The sequence below is a fragment of the Thauera mechernichensis genome (assembly GCF_029588855.1).
Lineage (GTDB): Bacteria > Pseudomonadota > Gammaproteobacteria > Burkholderiales > Rhodocyclaceae > Thauera > Thauera mechernichensis.
The window spans coordinates 60,111-77,538 of the sequence record NZ_JARQZE010000010.1; the positions used below are offsets into that span (position 1 = coordinate 60,111).

The window sequence follows — 17,428 nt, forward strand, 5'->3', positions numbered from 1 at the left end:
CAATCCGCTGCTCCAGGGCCTGCAGCCCCGCGTGCAACAAGCGATCCGCCCATGAATGCGCCTCCCCCGAACCCTCCCCTGCTGAGCCAGGCCAGCCGCCCGCTCACGGTCGACATCCCGGCGATCAACGAACACGGCGACGTCGTGCCGACCTCGATTGCCGGCGAACACCCGCTCACGCTGTATGTCGACAAGCGCGAGATCGTCACCCTCATGACCCTCGGCGCAGCGCCCGAGGCGCTCACCATCGGCTGGTTGCGCAACCAGCGCCTGGTGCGCGCGCTGGACGAGATCGCCGCGGTCCAGGTCGACTGGGAGGTCGACGCCGTGTCGGTGACCACCCGCGCCGGGCTGCGCGACCTCGACGACAAGCTCGGCAGCCGCACCGTCACCACCGGCTGCGGCCAGGGTACGGTGTTCGGCGGGCTGATGGACGAAATCGACCAGATCCGCCTGGCCCATGAGCGCACGCTCAGACAGTCGACCCTGTATGCGCTGATGGACGCGGTACGTCACCATGAGTCCATCTACAAGCAGGCTGGCGCCGTGCACGGCTGCGCCCTCGCCCAGGCCACGCCGGGCGGGTGCGAGATCCTGATGTTCTTCGAGGACGTCGGTCGCCACAACGCGGTGGACGCGATCGCCGGGCAGATGTGGCTCGACGGCCTGGATGGCGGAGACAAGATCTTCTACACCACCGGCCGGCTGACCTCCGAGATGGTGATCAAGACGGCGCAGATGGGCATCCCCTTCCTTGTCTCGCGCTCCGGCCTCACCCACATGGGCTGGCAGATCGCGCAGCGCATCGGCCTCACCATGATCGGGCGGGCACAGGGCAAGCACTACCTGCTCTTCACCGGCGCCGACCGCTTCGAGCGCGACTGAAGCCACCACAAACAAAGCCAACCGCGTACCGAAGGAGCCCAGACGATGACCGCGACAACGACGCCTGCCAGCCTCCCGGACTCCGGCCGCCCCGCCGATCGGCGCATCACCGGCGTGCTACTGGCGGGCGGCCAGGGCAGCCGGATGGGCGGCGTCGACAAGGGTCTGGTCGAGCTCGCCGGACGGCCGATGGCCGCACATGCGCTCGAGCGCCTCGCCCCCCAGGTCGATGCGCTGATCATCAACGCCAACCAGAACCTCGAAGCCTGGCAAGCATTCGGCTATCCGGTATTCGGCGACGACATCGGCGGATTCGCGGGGCCGCTGGCCGGGCTGCACGCAGCACTCACGCGCGCTCGGCACCCCCTGGTCGTCACCGCGCCCTGCGACTCGCCCTTCCTGCCCCATGACCTTGTCGAGCGTCTCGCCAGCGCACTGCATGCAGCCAAGGCACAGCTTGCCGTGGCAAAGACCTTCGACCAACCCCACCCGGTGTTCTGCCTGTGCCGGCGCGATCTCGCCGAGCACCTCGGCACTTTCCTCGCCAGTGGCGGGCGCAGGATCGATCGCTGGTACGGCAGCCTCGACGTGGTCGAGGTGAGCTTCGACGACGAGGAGGCAGCCTTCCGCAACATCAACACCCGCGACGAGCTCGCCGCTGCAGGGCAGGAGCTGCCCGCAGGCCATGGCTGACAGGGACAAGCGGGTGACGGGCCCGGCCTTGACGCAGCGTGCACCGCAGGATGTGGCGCTCCCGGCAGCCTGCCTGACCGCGCGCGAAGCGGCCAGCTTCCTGCAGCTCAACGAGAAGAAGCTCTACGAGCTCGCCAATAGCCGCGAGATTCCGGCCGCACGCATCGGCGGCAAGTGGCTGTTCCCGCGCGCCTTGCTGGAGGAGTGGCTGCTCGAGCAGGCCCATGGTGGCGCACTCACCGACCGCCTGCTGATCACCGGCAGTGACGACCCGCTGCTGGCCGCGACCACCGCGGCGCTGGCCGCCCAACTCGGCGCCGAAGGCCTGGTCGCCTACAGCCCCACCGGCACGCTCACCGGCCTGGAACTGCTCGCACGCCGCCGAGCCAACGTGTGTGCGCTGCACTGGGGCGGGGTCGAGCACAGCGCGCAGCAGCATGCGCTCCTGTTGCGCCGCTTCGGCGCCAGTCGCGGCTGGACCCTGGTGCGCCTGGCCCTGCGTGAGCAGGGCGTGATCCTGCGCCGCGGGCTGGAGGTCGACGGTCTCGAGACGCTTGTTGCTTTCGACTACCGCTGGGCGATGCGCCAGGCCGGCGCCGGCTCGCGCCACTTCCTGGAGTCGGCCCTCGCCAGCCGCGGGTTTTCCGCCGCCGATTGCAGCGTGGTGGCAGAAGCACGCAGCGAGCGCGAAGCCGCTGCGGTGGTCGCACGCGAGGACGCCGACTGCGCACCGGGCACGCGCGCGGCGGCGGCGGAGTTCGGACTGGGCTTCCTGCCCCTGGGCTGGGAGGCCTTCGATCTCGCACTGCCGCGCGACATCCTGTTCCGCCGCCTGTTCCAGGACCTGCTCAGCGCCTACGGCAACGCCCGCGCGCAGTCCCTGTCACTGCGCCTGAGCGGCTACGATCTATCGCCGCTCGGTCGCGTACTCACCCTGGACTGAAGCAGGCCTCCTGCACGAGGGCGAGCGGACTCAGCCCTGCATCCAGTCGACGATGAAGTCGGCCACCTTCACGGGGTCGTTGATGTTCAGCCGCGGCAAGGGCGTGACCAGGTCGACATCGGTGGCGACAGCGATGATGTTCGGGTCATCCGGATGCAGCAATGGCTCGGAAACGACCGCCCGATGCACCTCGATCTTGGGAATCTGCGCGCGCTTGAAACCCTCGACCAGCACCAGATCGCAGGGCCCCAGATGGGCAAGCAACTCATCGAGCGTGGCCTCGGGCTGCCCGCGCAGCTCGCGGGTGAGCGACCAGCGCTGCGCCGAACTCACCAGCACCTCACGGCAGCCGGCCTGGCGATGACGCCAGGAGTCCTTGCCAGCATGGTCGATATCGAAGCTATGGTGCGCATGCTTGACCAGCGACACGACGAGACCGCGTGCGCTCAGCACGCCGACCACCTGCTCGACGAGCGTGGTCTTGCCGCTGCCGGACCAGCCGGCGAACCCGATCAGTTTCATCTTGCTGCATGTTCCATTGGGTTAGGGGTGGATGGGCGCACCGCTGGCAGCATTGTCCGGCGCAGCGTCACGGCGATAGACCGGCTCGGCAAGCAGGCTGACGATGAAGGCGCTGCCCTGGCCGGGTTCGCTGTCAACGCCGATGCGTCCGCCGTAGCGCTCGACCAGGGTATGGCTGATCGACAGCCCCAACCCTGTGCCCTGGCGTTTCTTGGTGGTGAAGAAGGGGTCGAAGATGCGCGCCATGTCTTCCCGCGCGATGCCTCTGCCCGTATCGCGGACAACGATGACGACACCGGCTGCATCGGTGGCGGGATCGCGATCCGCCGTCTCCAGCGTCAGCGTACCGCCCTCGGGCATCGCTTGCACGGCGTTGACGATGAGGTTGATCAACACTTGCTGCAACTCCTGCAGGTTGATCAATACCGGACAACGCGCCTCGAGGCGCTGCACCAGCTGCACCTCGCTGCGCGCCAGGTGCTGGCGGGTAAGCACCAGGCAGTCGGCAAGCGCGGCATTGACATCGACCGCCTCGACGTAGCCGGCAAACTCACCGGGGCGGGCAAACTGCAGCAGCTTGGTCACGATCAGGCGGATGCGGTGCACCTGCTCATGGATGAGGCGGATCTCGTTGGCAACCGGGCGGGCCGCCGGCCCCAGCTCCTCGCGCAACACGTCGAGGTTGCCCTGGATCACCGCCGTCGGGTTGCTGATCTCGTGCGCGACCCCCGCAGTGAGCTCACCGATGGCCGCGAGCTTCTCGCTCATCACGAGGCGGTGCTGCGCGGCCCGCAGATCCTCATTGGCAGCAGCGAGATCGGCCGTGCGCTCGGCCACCTTGCGATCGAGCGACGCATTGAGGGCCTGCAGCTCGCCGCGCTGCGCGGCCTGGCCGTCGAGCAGGTGATCCAGCGCAGCAGCCAGGCGGCCCAGTTCGTCGCGGCTGCCCACGCTGCCGACGCGCGCGGCCTCGTTGCCGCCGTCGACGCACTCGATGGTGGCATGCATGCGCTCGATCGGGCGGAAGATGCTGCGCGCCCAGTGCAGCGTCAGCAGGGCACCGATGAAGCTCACCATCAAGGACACCACCGCGACGATGAGCAAGGACATGCGCTTGGCCGCGCGGAAAGGGGCTTCCAGAAACCCGACATAGAGCATGCCCACACGCTCACCGCGACTGTCGAGTACGGGCTCGTAGCCCGACACGTACCAGTCATTGACGACAAAGGCGGTCTCCAGCCAGGTCCGCCCCTGGCCGAGCACGTGCTCGCGCACCTCTGCCGACGCCCGCGTGCCGAGCGCGCGCACATCCGCGAACAGACGCACATTGGTGGCGATCCGCGTGTCATCGACGAAGAGCGTGGCCGTACCCTCGCTGCCCTCGGGCAGGGCCCCCTCGCGGTAGACGATGGCATTGATCGTGTCGACGAAGCCGAGGTTGCCATTGAGCAGTACGCCGCCCTCGAGCACGCCGACCTGCCTGCCAAGCGCATCGCGCACCGGCGCCGCGGCGTGGATGACGAGACCGCGCGACTCTTCCTGGCGCAGGTCGGGCTGCGCGCGCTCGGTCGCGATCAAAGGCAGGCGTGCGCGCTCGCGCAGCGCCGGCGCGAGCGCCAGCAGGTCATCAGGCTCAAAGCGCTCGATCACCGCGCCGCCGCCCGACTCGAGCGCGCGTGCGACGATCGGCCAGGCGCTGCGCGCACTGCCCGCCGCCGTCCCGGTCGCGGCGTGCAGCACGCGGCCTTCGGCGTCCAGCAGGTTGAGGAAGTCGAGTCCGAGCCGGGTCTGCTGCGCCCCAAGCAAGGCCGGCAGTGCGTCGCCCTCGCGCGCGACGGACAGCGCCTGTGACGCCGCCAGCGCGTCGACGCCGCCGCCCACACCGTCGATGACGCGCTGGAAGTAGGCGTTGGCCGTGACCAGGTCGCTGCCGACACGAGACACCATCAGACGGTGGTAGTAGGCCTCGCCCCAGTACCACACCAGCCCCATCATGACGGGGAAACCGAGCATCAGCGGCGCCAGCACGAGGCAAAGCAGCTTGGCCCGTACCGAGCTGCGCAACCAATCCAGCCCGGGCACGCTCAGCCTCGCCCGCCGTTGATGCCTGCCCGGCTCATGCACGCCGCACGAGATCAGGCGCAGGTGCCTCCTCGGCCCACTCGGCGAACTTGCGCTCCAGGGTCTTGCGCGACACCCCCAGGCGGCGTGCGGCCTCGGTCTTGTTGCCCGCACAGGCCTCGGTAACACGCTCGATGTGGCGGCGCTCGACCGCGGACAAGGTGAGCTCGAGCTCGTCCGCAGGCGGAGCGGTGTCGTGGTCTGTCTCGGCAAAGCAATCGGTGGCGAAGCAACCGAGGATCATCGAACGCTCGACGTAGTTGCGCAGTTCGCGCACATTGCCCGGCCACGCATAGCGCTGCAAGCGGCTGACGACGCCGTGCGACAGCGGCAGCTGCGCCACGCCGAGCTGGACCGCGAGCGGGCCCATGAAGTGATGCATGAGATCGGGGATATCCTCGACGCGCTCGCGCAAGGGCGGCAGGCGCATGTCCACCACCGCAAGGCGATAGTAGAGATCCTGGCGAAAGCGCCCGGCCTGGACCTCGGCCGCGAGGTCGCGATTGGAAGCGGCGATGATGCGCACGTCCACCGGCACCTCGCGCTCGGAACCGACCGGGCGCAGCTTGCGCTCCTCGATCACGCGCAGCAGCCGGGTCTGCATGGCCAGCGGCAGCTCGCTGATCTCGTCCAGGAACAAGGTGCCGCCGTGAGCGTAGTAGAACAAGCCATTGCGGCTCTCGCCCGCCCCGGTGAACGCGCCCTTCACATGACCGAACAGCTCGCTCTCGATCAGCTCGGAGGCGATCGCGGCGCAATTGAGCGGCACGAAGGGCCGTTGCGCACGCGGACTGGTCTGGTGCAATGCGCGCGCCACGACCTCCTTGCCCGTGCCCGACTCACCGAGCAACAGGACAGTGCTGGGCATCTGCCCGACACGCCGCACCAGCCCGCGCAACTGCTCGATCGCCGCCGAGTGGCCCACCAGCCCCATCGGATCGGCAGCCAGGCCGGCGAGCTCGCGGCGCAGCACGAAGTTCTCGCGTGCAAGACGAGCGCGCTCGAAGCAGCGCTTGATCGAGTTCAGGATCTGATCGACCCGGAAAGGCTTGAGGATGAAGTCGGAGGCACCACCCCGTAGCGCGTCGATCGCAGTCTCCATGTCGGCGAACGCGGTCATCAGGATCACATCGCCGGTATAGCCGTGCTCGCGCAGCTCATGAAGCCACTCGATGCCCGACTTGCCCGGCAGCGCGATGTCCAGCACCAGCAGATCGAAATGCAGGCGCGCCATGAGCGCGGCCGCATGCTCGGCATCGCCCGCGCTCTGCACCATGCCGCAGCGGCGCGCGAGCGTGCGCTCGAGAAAGTTGCGCATGCCCTCCTCGTCATCGACGACGAGGACCGAATGGGCTTGCCAGTTGTACTCGGCCAGGTCGACCGGCCTGTCCGTCATGCCTGCTGTCTCTTGCAGCATCGTGTCTCCTCCTGATCCCTCGTCTTGCCTGAACCCACCATCAGAACGGCTTGAGCACAACGAGGAAGACGACGACGAACAGGATCAGCACCGGAACCTCGTTGAACACGCGGTACCAGACATGCGAGCGGGCGTTGCGGCCTGCGGCGAAGTCGCGCATCAGCCGGCCGCAGTACAGGTGATAACCGACGAGCACCAGCACGAGCAAGGTCTTCACATGCAGCCAGCCACCGGCAAATCCGTAGCCGAACCACAGCCAGAGCCCCAGGCCGACGGCGAGGATGCCGAGCGGAGTCATGAAGCGATAGAGCTTCAGCTCCATCATCGCCAGGCGCTCGCGTGTCGCGATGTCGTCGACCATCGCGTGATTGACGAACAGACGCGGCAGATAGAACAGGCCGGCGAACCAGCTCACGACGAAGATGATGTGCAAGGCCTTGAGAGTCAGCATGTGCAGAACGTGCTCCAGAAAAAAGGGTGTCGCCAGACGGCGCAGCCGTAGGCAGCGCCTCAGCCGGGCGCAACGACGCACTCACGCGCTGCAGCCAGGCCAGCAGAGATGGTCGGATAGGCAAGCTGCGCACGCAGTTCCCGCTTCATGCGACGGTTGTCGATCCGGCGCGATTCGCTCATGAAGGACAGCGTGACGGGCGACAGTCGCTCGACGATCTGTCGCCGATCGAGGCGAGGCGGCCGCGCGAAGGCGAACGCATCGGCCACCGCATCGAAGTAGTCGCCCATCTTCATGTCCGAATCGTCGCTGACGTTATACACACGACCGGGGAGCGCACGAAAGAGCGCCAGACAGGCCAGGCGGGCGAGATCCACGGCATGGATGTGGTTGGTATGGACATCGTCTTCGGCACACAGCACCGGATCACCGCGCCGCAGCCGGTCGAGCGGCAGGCGATCGGCCGCATAGATGCCAGGCGCGCGCAGCACCGATACCCGCACCCCTGTGCGTCCGCCAAAAGCGCGCAGACGCTGCTCTGCATCGACCCTGCGCCGCGCACGTGCCGTCTGCGCCCGACAGGGCCGCAGCTCGTCCACCCGCGCACCTGCACAATCGCCGTAAACCCCTGTCGTGCTTATGTATACGAGGGCCTGTGGTAGACTTCGGCGCGCTCCGAGCGCAGCCAGCAGGCGCTTCGTCCGCGGGTCGCCCTCACCGGCGCCGGGCGGCGGTGCAAAGTGCAGGATGGCGTCGGCGACGCCACCCAGACGGGCCAGACTGCGCGCATCATCGAGATCGGCCACGATCGGGATGGCACCGGCGGCACGCAGCTGAGCGCATGCCTCGCGATTGCGAACGAGCGCAAAAACGCGAAAACGACGCGTCAGCCAGGGCAGTGCGCGCCGGGCCACGTCGCCACTGCCAACGATCAGGACTCTTTTCATCAGGGCATTATCTCACGCACCATGAACCACCGGATTTCACTTCAGCCCGGCAACCACCAATTCGACGCCGAAGCCGGACAGACCGTGCTCGAGGCCGCGCTTGGCGCGGGACTGCTGCTCCCGCACAGCTGCCGCGATGGCGCCTGCGGCGCCTGCAAGGGCAAGGTACTCGAAGGCGAGGTGGTACACGGCCCGCACTCCGAAGGCGCCCTCCCGGAGGCCGAGCGCGCCGAGGGCTACGCGCTGTTCTGTTGCGCGCAGCCGGTCTCGGACCTCGTCATCGAGGCACGCAATGTAAGCCGTGCGGACGACATCCCGGTGCGCAAGCTGCCCTGTCGCGTGCAGCGGCTGCAGCGCCTGGCCGACGACGTGATGCTGATCGACCTCAAGCTGCCGGCCAGCGAAGCCTTCAAGTTCCGCGCCGGCCAGTACATCGACATCCTGCTCGCCGACGGCGCCCGGCGCAGCTTCTCGATCGCCAACGCCCCGCATGACGCCGGCCACCTCGAGCTGCATGTCCGCCGTATCGATGGCGGCCGCTTCACGCACCACGTCTTCGAGGCCATGAAGGAGAAGGAGATCCTGCGCTTCGAAGGTCCGCTCGGCAGCTTCTGGCTGCGCGAGGACTCCGCCCGACCGATCGTGATGGTGGCAGGTGGCACCGGCTTCGCACCGATCAAGGGACTCATCGAGCATGCACTGCACATCGGCCTGCAGCGCCCGATCACGCTCTACTGGGGCGCGCGCGACCGCGCCGGACTCTATCTCGACGCGCTCACGCGCGACTGGGAAGGCCGCCTGCCCGGCTTCCGCTACATCCCGGTACTGTCCGATGAGAAGCCCGACGACGCCTGGACAGGACGGCGCGGCCTGGTCCACCAGGCCGTGCTCGACGACTTTGCCGACCTCTCGACACACGAGATCTACGCCTGTGGCGCTCCGGCGATGATCGACGCCGCGCGCTCGAGCTTCGTCGCCAGCCGCAGCCTGCCCGAGGACGCGTTCTTCGCCGACGCCTTCACCTTCGCCCAGCCGACGAACTGAACCGCCCCACCTGGAGCGCTCGATGAGCCAGACCACCCTGCTGACCCGCGAGCCGGTCGTCAACAAGAACCGCGCCATCACGGCCAACCGCATCATCGCCCATGGCCCCAACGTGGCGTCGGTGGTCGAGGCGCTCGCGACCCAGACCGAAGTCTGGCCCAGTCATCACCCGGTGTTCGTCAGTCTCGGCCGCCTGGTGCCGACCCCGGAGCTGCTCGAGTGGGCGCTGCCCGAGAACGCCACCATCGAGATCCCGGCGCAAACCCTGGCACACCCGCAGACACAGGCGCTCATGGCTCGGCTGCAGGAAGCCGGCACGGGCATGTGCCTGACCTGGTTCTCGCCCGGCACCGCCCTGCCAGCCGGCGTGGATTGGCGTTTCGTGCTCATGGACGGGCGTCGCAACACCGCCCCTGCCGGCTCACCCGGCCTGACCATGGCCTGGGGCCTGGCCGATATCGGCGCCTTCCGCCAAGCCGTCGGTGCGGGCTTCGACGGCGCCTCGGGATGGTTCTTCCTGCACGGCAACCCGCCCGCCAAGGCCTTGAATCCCGGGCACGCACAGATCGTGCGGCTGCTCAACCTGGTCCGCAACAACAGCGAGGTGCGCGACATCGAGGCGGTGCTCAAGCAGGATGTGGCGCTGTCCTACAAGCTGCTGCGCTACATCAACTCGGCCGGTTTCGGCCTGATGTGCGAGATCCAGTCCTTCCGCCACGCAGTGAGCATCCTCGGCTACGACGCCCTGAACAAGTGGCTGTCGCTGCTGCTGGTCACGGCCAGCCGCGATCCCAGCGCGCCGGCGATGATGCAGACGGCGATCGCGCGTGGCCGCTTCATGGAGGAGGTGGGCTCGGCGTACTTCGACGCATCCGAGCGCGACAACCTGTTCATCACCGGCGCCTTCTCGCTGCTGCACCTGCTGCTCGGCACCTCCATGCAGGAAGTGCTCGAGCAGATGAACCTGCCCGCCAACGTCAGCGAAGCACTGCTCTACGGCCAGGGCGAGTTCGGCCCCTTCCTCAAGCTTGCACAAGCCTGCGAAAGCTTCGACGCCAGCACCCTCGCCAAGGTCGCGGCCGACCTGCACATCCCCTTCGAGCGCATCAACCGGGCCCAGCTGCTGGGGCTGAACTTCGCCGACAGCATGCAGGCCTGAGCCGAGCCCGCACACACGCGGCCGCGGCATGGATCACGCCCGCTGCACATGGCTCGGGCTAGAATCGTGGCTCCTGCGCCCTCCAACCGCCTCGCCACCGAATGCTCCCTGCCACCTTCAGTGCTTTCGAGCTGCAGCCCGTTCCGGATGGCGCATCCACCATCCTGCGCCTGCTCGCCGCAGCGGCGCCGAACTGGCCCGAGGTGGCCCTGGTCGCTGCACGCGACCCGGCACTCAGCCTGGCGCTGCTGATCGCGCGCCCGCTTGCCGCCGGAGAGCTCGACGGCGGGATCAACAGCGCCCTGCGGCGCAGGCTGGAGGATATCGGCACCGACCTGCTGCGCGCCTGGCTACTGGGTCTCGGCCACCTCGGCAACGGCAATGCCGAAGCCGGCACGAAGGCCTTGCTGCGCGCAGAGTGCGCCATGCACCTGGCGATCGAGTCCGGCTACCCGCGCCCGGACGAGGCCTATCTGGGTGGCCTGTGGCGCGGGCTGTCCCGCCCCGGCTCATGCCGCGACGGCCGCCGTCCCCCGTACCACGGCCTGATGCGTGACTGCGGCCTGCCCGCCAGCCTCGCAGACGGCCTCGAACTCGCTGGCCTGGCCGATGAACGCGCAACCGGTGCTCACCCCCTGCTCGCGCTCCTCACCGCCGCCGACCTGCTCACCGCCGACGACTGGGAAGCGCACATCGCACGCGTCTCCGGACTCGCCGGCCTGCCAGCGGAAGCGGTGCTCAGCCTGCGCACGGATGTCGGCTACATCGTGTCGGGGCATGCCGTCTATCCGCCCGCAGGATCACCCCTGCAAACCACGCCCCACCCGCCTGCGCGGCTGTCCGACGACCCTTATCGCAGCGCAGGCATGCTGGGCTTGCTCACCGCGGCATTCGTAGACCTCGACACGGCCACCATCAAGGCACGCCTGCAGCTGGCCTGCCCGCTGTTCGGCCTGCATACGCCCCCGGTCCTGCTCGGTGTCGACGGCGACGGACTGCTGCGCCCGCTGCTGGAGGCCGATTGCGGCAGCACCGAGGCCCTGATTGCCGAACTGAGCCTGCGCCTCGAAGACGAGGCCAGCTGCATCGCACTCAGCACGCGCAGCGAACTGCCCACCTCCTTCATTCCCGCCGGCGGCGCACCGGGGCGCAGCGTGGCCGACTGGCAGATCGCACGCTGGCTGGGCCAGCATGGTTTCCACTGCCTGCCGCTGTCCAGCGGCCACGATGCCGCAGTGGCACTCATCCCGGCGCCTTCGGAGAACGCGCTCGACAGCGAGCTGCGCTGGCGTTACGCCGCACTGCTGGGTGCCGCCGCCCGTGCACTGCGCAACGTTGCCCGCCAGCGCAACGAGATCGCCGCGCGCGAGGCGATGCTGCAGCAACGCTTCCGCGAGCATGTGCGCAAGATTGCCCACGAGGCCGCCAACCCGCTGACCGTCCTCAAGAGCCGGCTCGGCATGCTCGTCCAGCAACGCCCGGAGGACGCTCCGCTGCAGGACGAAATGAGCCTGCTCAATGCCGAGCTCGACCGCATCGACAACCTGCTGCGCAGCGCCGCCGAGCTCCCCACCGACACAGCCGAGCCGCGCTACTGCCGGGTTCCCGAACTGCTCCTCGACATGCGTACGCTGTACGGCGAGCCGCTGTTCGGCAGCCGCGATCTTCAGCTCGAATTGCGCGCCGCACGCGACGTACCGACTGCCGCAATACCCGCGTCGGCACTCAAGCAAGTCCTGCTGAACCTGCTGCGCAATGCATCGGAGGCGCTGCAGCCTGGTCAGCGCCTGGTCATCTCGGTATTTCCGCAGGTCAATGTAGACGGCCGCAACTGCCTCGAGATCCGCTTCGTCGATAACGGCCCGGGCCTGCCGACGGACCGCCTCGACGACCTCCTCAGCGCGCGCCCCAGCGCCAAGGGCGGCAACCACCAGGGTGTCGGGCTTGCCGTGGTGCGGGACATCCTCGCCCAGTGGAGCGCCACGCTGCTGTGCCGGAGCCAGGCGGGCACCGGGACGAGCTTCCAGATCTTCGTTCCGCTGGAACAAACGGCCTGAGTGTTGCATCATGAGAGCGGACAACACATCTGCTTACACTGCCCTGAGAGCCATGGTCACTCCGGCTGAGCAACCGTTCCGGCCTCAGGTCGAAGGCGCTGCGGACACTGACACCGCCACCTTCCGCATCCTCGTCGTCGATGATGATCCGGCCTTGCGCCGGACCTTTCCCCACGTGCTCGCGCGCCCGGGGCGGCTATTCGACGAGTGCGGCAGCATCGGCGAGGCCATAGACCGCCTGCTGCAGCGTCACTACGACCTCATCCTGCTCGATTACCGTCTGCCAGACGCAAATGGCCTCGCGCTGCTCGACTGGCTGGGCGACAACCAGCGTGACGAGGCCGTGGTCATCATCAGCGGCGAAGACACGATCGACGCGGCGATCGGCGCCTTGCGCAAGGGCGCCGACGACTACGTGCGCAAGCCCTACCACGTCGCCCAGCTGCAGCGGGCGGTTGACGGCGCACTGCACAAGGGCGCGCTCGAAAAGACCAACCGCCTGATGAGCCAGCGCCTCAAGGCCTCGGAGCGGCTGCACCGCTACCTGGTCGAGAGTTCGCCCGACCTCATCTTCACCCTCGACAGCGAGGGCCGCTTCAGCTACCTGAACCCACGCGTCAAGGCCCTGCTCGGCTACGAACGCAGCGCACTCATGCGGCGCCCCTTCACCACGCTGGTGATGCCCGAGGACCTCGACCGCATCTTCGGCCTGCTCAGCCAGCCGAGCAGCCTGCCGGGGGAGAGCTTCAACGTCGAACTGCGCCTGCGTCGCCACCACCCCGACGGCGATGGCGACAGCGTCACCGTATCGCTCACCGGCATTCCGATGCTCACCCACGAGAACGACCGCCGGGTGGTCGGCCTGTATGGCGTGGCGCGCGACATTTCCGAACGCAAGCGCGCCGAGGAGATCATCTCCTTCCAGGCCTACCACGACCAGCTCACGCACCTGCCCAACCGCGTGCTGTTCAAGGACCGCCTGGAACTGGCCATCGCCCAGGCCCAGCGCCGTACCGGCGCGCTGGCGGTGATGTTCATCGATGTGGACCGCTTCAAGCTCGTCAACGACACCTTCGGCCATGCCGAGGGCGACAACCTGCTGCGCTCGATCGCCAGCCGCCTGTCGGCAACGCTGCGCCGCGGCGACACCCTGGCCCGCCTCGGCGGCGACGAGTTCACCGTGCTGCTGCCCGACATCAACCAGCCCGAGGACGCGAAGGTCATCGCACGCAAGATCCTCGACACGCTGACGCCGCCCATCAAGCTGAGCCAGGGCGACTTCCGCGCCACGGTGAGCGTGGGCATCGCACTCTTCCCGCGCGACGGCAGCACGGCCGAAGAGCTGACGCGCAACGCCGACGTCGCGATGTATCAGGTCAAGCGCTCGGGCAAGAACGCCTTCCGCTTTTTCGACCCGGAGCTCAACAGCCGCCACCGCGACCGCATCGCACTCGAGAACGACTTGCGCAGCGCGATCGCCCGCAATGAGCTCGAGCTGCATTACCAGCCCCAGGTCAGCTTCAGCAAGCGCAGCATCGTCGGCCTGGAAGCCCTGTTGCGCTGGAACCACCCCTCGCTCGGCGCCGTGCCCCCAGGCACCTTCGTTCAGGTCGCAGAGGAGGTGGGGCTGATCGGCGAGATCAGCGCCTGGGTGCTCGAGCGCGCCTGCAACCAGATTTCCGAATGGCAGCGCAACGGCGTCGAACCCCCGCGCATGTCGATCAACCTGTCGGCGCACGACTTCCTGCGCACCGACATCGTCGACGCCATCACCGCCTGCCTCGACCGCCACGAGGTCGCGCCAGCGGCGCTCGAGATCGAGATCACCGAAAGCATCATGATGAACGACACGGCCGGTGTCGCCAGCAAGGTGCGCGGCCTGCGCTCCGCGGGCCTGAGCGTGGCCATCGACGATTTCGGCACCGGCTACTCTGCGCTTGCCTACCTGCAGAAGTTCCCGGTCAGCACACTGAAGATCGACCGCAGCTTCGTGCGCGACCTGGAAGGGCCGATGACCAACCCGATCATCTCGGCGATCACCGGCATTGCGCGCGGCTTCGAACTCGACCTGGTGGCCGAAGGCGTGGAGAACATCGAGCAGGCAGACGCACTGCGCACGCTGGGCTGCGATGTCATGCAGGGCTACCTGTTCGCGCGCCCGGCACCCGCTGCCGCGGCCGAAGCCTGGCTGCGCAGCCCCGAGTTGCTGTTCGCCCAACCCCATTGAAAATGGCCGGCAAGGCCGGCCATCGATGCACGATCCCCACCGCTGCGGCGGTGGCGTAACGCGCTTTTACTTCTGCGCCATCACCCACTCGGCCAGCGCCTTGGCGTCGGCGTCATTCACCTGCGGGTTGGGCGGCATCGGCACCGGACCCCAGTTACCCGAACCGCCCTTCTGGATCTTGGCGGCGAGCACTTCGACCGCATCGCCCTGGCCTGCGTACTTGGCAGCGACATCCTTGTAGGAGGGGCCGACGAGCTTCTTGTCCACTGCATGACAGGCCATGCAGTTCTTGGCCTTGGCCAGCTCGGCGGACGCGAACGCCGGCGCAGCGGAGAGGAGACCTGCAGCAACTGCAGCAGCAACGAAAACCTTCATCTTCCTTACCTCGTGGTGTTGGTTGAGACAGCCTCGCGATGTTAACCCAGCCCGCCCCCCCTTGCCTATTGATCCACCTCATAAGCAAAACGCTGTTGCGCATTAATCCACGACGAAAATCAAGGACAGCGTCACTTACTGCCTGACCTCCATCGCCTCGTCCGCACGCAGATGGGCGTGACTGGCGCGAAAAGGGTTGATGTCGAGTCCGCCGCGCCGCGTGTAGCGTGCCCACACCGCCAGCTCGCAAGGCCGGCAACGCGCCATCAGATCGCAGAACACACGCTCGACGCACTGCTCGTGGAACTCGTTGTGGTCGCGGAAGGAGACGATGTAGCGCAACAAGCCCTCGCGATCGATCGCCGGGCCGCGGTAGCGCACCACCAGCGTGCCCCAGTCGGGCTGGCCGGTCACCAGGCAGTTCGATTTCAGCAGGTGCGAGTAGAGCGTCTCGGCGACCTCCTCGCCTGCCGCAGACAGCAGGCCGGGATCGGGCTGGTAGCGATCGATACCGATATCGAGCTCATCGAGGCAGTGCCCCTCCGGATAGGCGCTGTGGCGCTGCGGCCGCGCCGAGAGCGGGACGACGGAAACGGCGACAGTCGCGCCGGCGGCAGCGGACAGGTCGCGCGCGATCGTTTGCGTCACCTCTTCAAGCGAAGCACAGCGCTGCTGGTTGAAGGCGTTGAGATAGAGCTTGAGCGATTTCGACTCGATCAGCCGGGGCGAATCTGCCGGCACGCGGAACCCGCCCAGCGCTACGACCGGCTTACCGCGGGGGTCAAGCCAGGACAGCTCGTAGGCATTCCATGAATCCTCGCCAAAGAAGGGCAGCGCGCCGACTGCGATGCCAAGCTCGGCGCGCTTGAGCTGGCGCTCGATCGGGAACAGCAGCTCGGGCGCATAGGTGTCGCGATACGCCACCGGGCGACCGAGCGGGGAGGCCTCGGCGCCGTGTGCGGGAGTGGGGGTCGGCTCGGTCATGCGAAATCCTGTGCGTTGATCTTGAGTGCCGGGAGCTTGCCGTCGAACAAGGCGTCGACATCGAGATGGCGCTCGACGGCATCGGCGAGGCGGTCTATGTCGGCCTCGCGACGCGCCGCCAGGTCCACTGCCTGCACTCGCTCCAGCCCGGCCCAGGCGAGCAGCGCGGCCAGCGCCTCCGGCGCATCGAACAACCCGTGCACATAGGTGCCGAGGATGCGGCCATCGGCGGACAGCGCGCCATCGGCACGCGCGCCGGCGCCGTCATCGATCACCAGGGCCGGGCGCGACAGCGCCGGCCCTGCCGACCGCCCCATGTGGATCTCGTAGCCGGCAACTGCAGCCTGGCCGTGGTCAAGCTCCACGCTCAGACTGCCCCTCACGTTGCAAAGTTGCTTGTCGCACTCGAGTACCGTGTCCATGTCGAGCAGACCGAGTCCGGCACTGCTGCCAGGCGGGCCCTCGAGCCCAAGCGGGTCGGCCAGCGTCTGCCCCAGCATCTGGAAGCCGCCGCAGATGCCCACCACGCGGCCGCCGTAGCGCAGGTGGCGCAGGATGGCCGCCTCCCAGCCTTGCGCACGCAGCCAGGCGAGGTCGGCCTGCACGCTCTTGGAGCCCGGCAGCACGATCAGGTCGGCGGGCGGGATCGCCTGCCCGGGCCCGACCCAGTGGAAATCGACCTGCGGATGCAGGCGCAAGGCATCGAGATCGGTGTGATTGGAGATGCGCGGGTAGACCGGCGCCACCACCTTGAGCGCTCCGCTGCCGGCCGCCACGTCGGCGGCGGCGTCGGCGAGCCCGTCCTCGGCATCGAGAAACAGACCGTGCAGGTAGGGCATGACGCCGTACACCTTGCGCCCGGTGCGCGCCTCGAGCCAGTCCAGGCCGGACTGCAGCAGGCCGATGTCGCCGCGAAAACGGTTGATGACAAAGCCCTTCACCCGCGCCTGCTCGCTCGCGGAAAGCAGTTCCAGGGTTCCGACCAGGTGGGCGAACACACCGCCGCGGTCGATGTCGGCGACCAGCACCACCGGCACGTCGGCCGCCTCGGCAAAGCCCATGTTGGCGATGTCGCGGTCGCGCAGGTTGATCTCGGCCGGGCTGCCTGCCCCCTCCACCAGCACGGCGTCGTAGGCGGCGCACAGCCGGCCCCAGCTCTGCATCACGGCGGCCATCGCGGTGGGCTTGTAGGCGTGGTAATCGCGCGCCGACAGGTTCGCCGTGGCGCGCCCGTGGATGATGACCTGGGCGCCGATGTCGCTCGAGGGCTTGAGCAGCACCGGGTTGAAGTCGGTGTGCGGCACAACGCCGGCGGCCAGGGCCTGCAGCGCCTGGGCACGACCGATCTCGCCACCGTCGGCGGTGACCGCTGAGTTGAGCGCCATGTTCTGCGGCTTGAACGGCGCCACCTTCAGGCCGCGCCGGCGCAGCACGCGGGCCAGTCCTGCCACCAGCGTGCTCTTGCCGGCATCGGAGGTCGTGCCTTGCACCATCAGGGTCAGAGGAGGAGACATCGCGTAAAATCACGTTCTTCAGGAAGGGGGCGGATTATCGCCGATTCCGCCACTGCGGGTCCCGGGCAGAGATGACCGCCCCCTGCATG

Annotated in this window: 15 protein-coding genes; 7 read left to right on the forward strand and 8 right to left on the reverse strand. The window is 67.9% G+C overall.

The features are described 5' to 3' along the window. The first annotated feature begins 51 nt into the window (after positions 1-51). From P7F68_RS13760 to P7F68_RS13770, 3 genes are read left to right on the forward strand one after another with little or no spacing between them, the layout of a single operon-like run. Positions 52-885, forward strand: coding sequence for a formate dehydrogenase accessory sulfurtransferase FdhD (locus P7F68_RS13760; protein ID WP_002930359.1), 834 nt, complete (start codon positions 52-54; stop codon positions 883-885). A gap of 45 nt (positions 886-930) precedes the next feature. After that, positions 931-1,578, forward strand: a complete 648-nt coding sequence (gene mobA, locus P7F68_RS13765; protein ID WP_277833951.1) for a molybdenum cofactor guanylyltransferase MobA — start codon at positions 931-933, stop codon at positions 1,576-1,578. Next, positions 1,571-2,521 carry a helix-turn-helix transcriptional regulator gene (locus P7F68_RS13770; protein WP_277833953.1) on the forward strand — a complete coding sequence of 317 codons (951 nt, stop codon included), beginning with the start codon at positions 1,571-1,573 and terminating at the stop codon, positions 2,519-2,521. The genes mobA and P7F68_RS13770 overlap by 8 nt, the downstream gene beginning before the upstream one ends. Before the next feature lie 30 nt (positions 2,522-2,551). On the opposite strand, the gene mobB is transcribed toward P7F68_RS13770, so the two are convergent. The 5 genes from mobB to P7F68_RS13795 form a co-directional block, all read right to left on the reverse strand. Beyond that, positions 2,552-3,043: a molybdopterin-guanine dinucleotide biosynthesis protein B gene (mobB, locus tag P7F68_RS13775; protein WP_277833955.1), complete on the reverse strand. Its 492-nt coding sequence runs from the start codon at positions 3,041-3,043 to the stop codon at positions 2,552-2,554. A 21-nt stretch (positions 3,044-3,064) separates the two neighbouring features. Next, positions 3,065-5,056 carry a sensor histidine kinase gene (locus tag P7F68_RS13780; protein ID WP_277834060.1) on the reverse strand — a complete coding sequence of 664 codons (1,992 nt, stop codon included), beginning with the start codon at positions 5,054-5,056 and terminating at the stop codon, positions 3,065-3,067. Positions 5,057-5,159: 103 nt separating this feature from the next. After that, positions 5,160-6,581, reverse strand: coding sequence for a sigma-54-dependent transcriptional regulator (locus P7F68_RS13785; protein ID WP_277833957.1), 1,422 nt, complete (start codon positions 6,579-6,581; stop codon positions 5,160-5,162). A gap of 40 nt (positions 6,582-6,621) precedes the next feature. Continuing rightward, complete coding sequence (locus P7F68_RS13790; RefSeq protein ID WP_277833959.1) at positions 6,622-7,032, reverse strand: CopD family protein; 411 nt, start codon at positions 7,030-7,032, stop codon at positions 6,622-6,624. 59 nt (positions 7,033-7,091) lie between these two features. Continuing rightward, positions 7,092-7,979 carry an NAD-dependent epimerase/dehydratase family protein gene (locus P7F68_RS13795; RefSeq protein WP_277833961.1) on the reverse strand — a complete coding sequence of 296 codons (888 nt, stop codon included), beginning with the start codon at positions 7,977-7,979 and terminating at the stop codon, positions 7,092-7,094. Positions 7,980-8,000: 21 nt separating this feature from the next. Here P7F68_RS13795 and P7F68_RS13800 point away from each other — a divergent pair, with 21 nt between their 5' ends. The 4 genes from P7F68_RS13800 (at position 8,001) to P7F68_RS13815 (ending at position 14,466) form a co-directional block, all read left to right on the forward strand. After that, positions 8,001-9,023 (forward strand): CDP-6-deoxy-delta-3,4-glucoseen reductase, encoded by a 1,023-nt coding sequence (locus P7F68_RS13800; protein WP_277833963.1) that lies wholly within the window; start codon positions 8,001-8,003, stop codon positions 9,021-9,023. A gap of 22 nt (positions 9,024-9,045) precedes the next feature. Continuing rightward, entirely contained in the window at positions 9,046-10,182 is a 1,137-nt protein-coding gene (locus tag P7F68_RS13805) for an EAL and HDOD domain-containing protein (RefSeq protein WP_002930339.1), read from the forward strand. 101 nt (positions 10,183-10,283) lie between these two features. Beyond that, on the forward strand, positions 10,284-12,239 hold the full coding sequence (locus P7F68_RS13810) for a sensor histidine kinase (RefSeq protein WP_277833965.1): 1,956 nt from the start codon (positions 10,284-10,286) through the stop codon (positions 12,237-12,239). Positions 12,240-12,291: 52 nt separating this feature from the next. Next, positions 12,292-14,466: an EAL domain-containing response regulator gene (locus P7F68_RS13815; RefSeq protein ID WP_277833967.1), complete on the forward strand. Its 2,175-nt coding sequence runs from the start codon at positions 12,292-12,294 to the stop codon at positions 14,464-14,466. 66 nt (positions 14,467-14,532) lie between these two features. Here P7F68_RS13815 and P7F68_RS13820 read toward each other — a convergent pair whose 3' ends face one another. The 3 genes from P7F68_RS13820 to P7F68_RS13830 all read right to left on the reverse strand — a co-directional run bounded on the left by P7F68_RS13820 (position 14,533) and on the right by P7F68_RS13830 (position 17,339). Beyond that, complete coding sequence (locus tag P7F68_RS13820; RefSeq protein ID WP_002930334.1) at positions 14,533-14,841, reverse strand: c-type cytochrome; 309 nt, start codon at positions 14,839-14,841, stop codon at positions 14,533-14,535. A 135-nt stretch (positions 14,842-14,976) separates the two neighbouring features. Further along, complete coding sequence (gene queF / locus P7F68_RS13825) at positions 14,977-15,825, reverse strand: NADPH-dependent 7-cyano-7-deazaguanine reductase QueF (protein ID WP_002930332.1); 849 nt, start codon at positions 15,823-15,825, stop codon at positions 14,977-14,979. Further along, a complete protein-coding gene (locus tag P7F68_RS13830) occupies positions 15,822-17,339 on the reverse strand; it encodes a cobyric acid synthase (protein ID WP_277833972.1) in 1,518 nt (505 codons plus the stop codon). The genes queF and P7F68_RS13830 overlap by 4 nt, the downstream gene beginning before the upstream one ends. Positions 17,340-17,428: the final 89 nt, after the last annotated feature.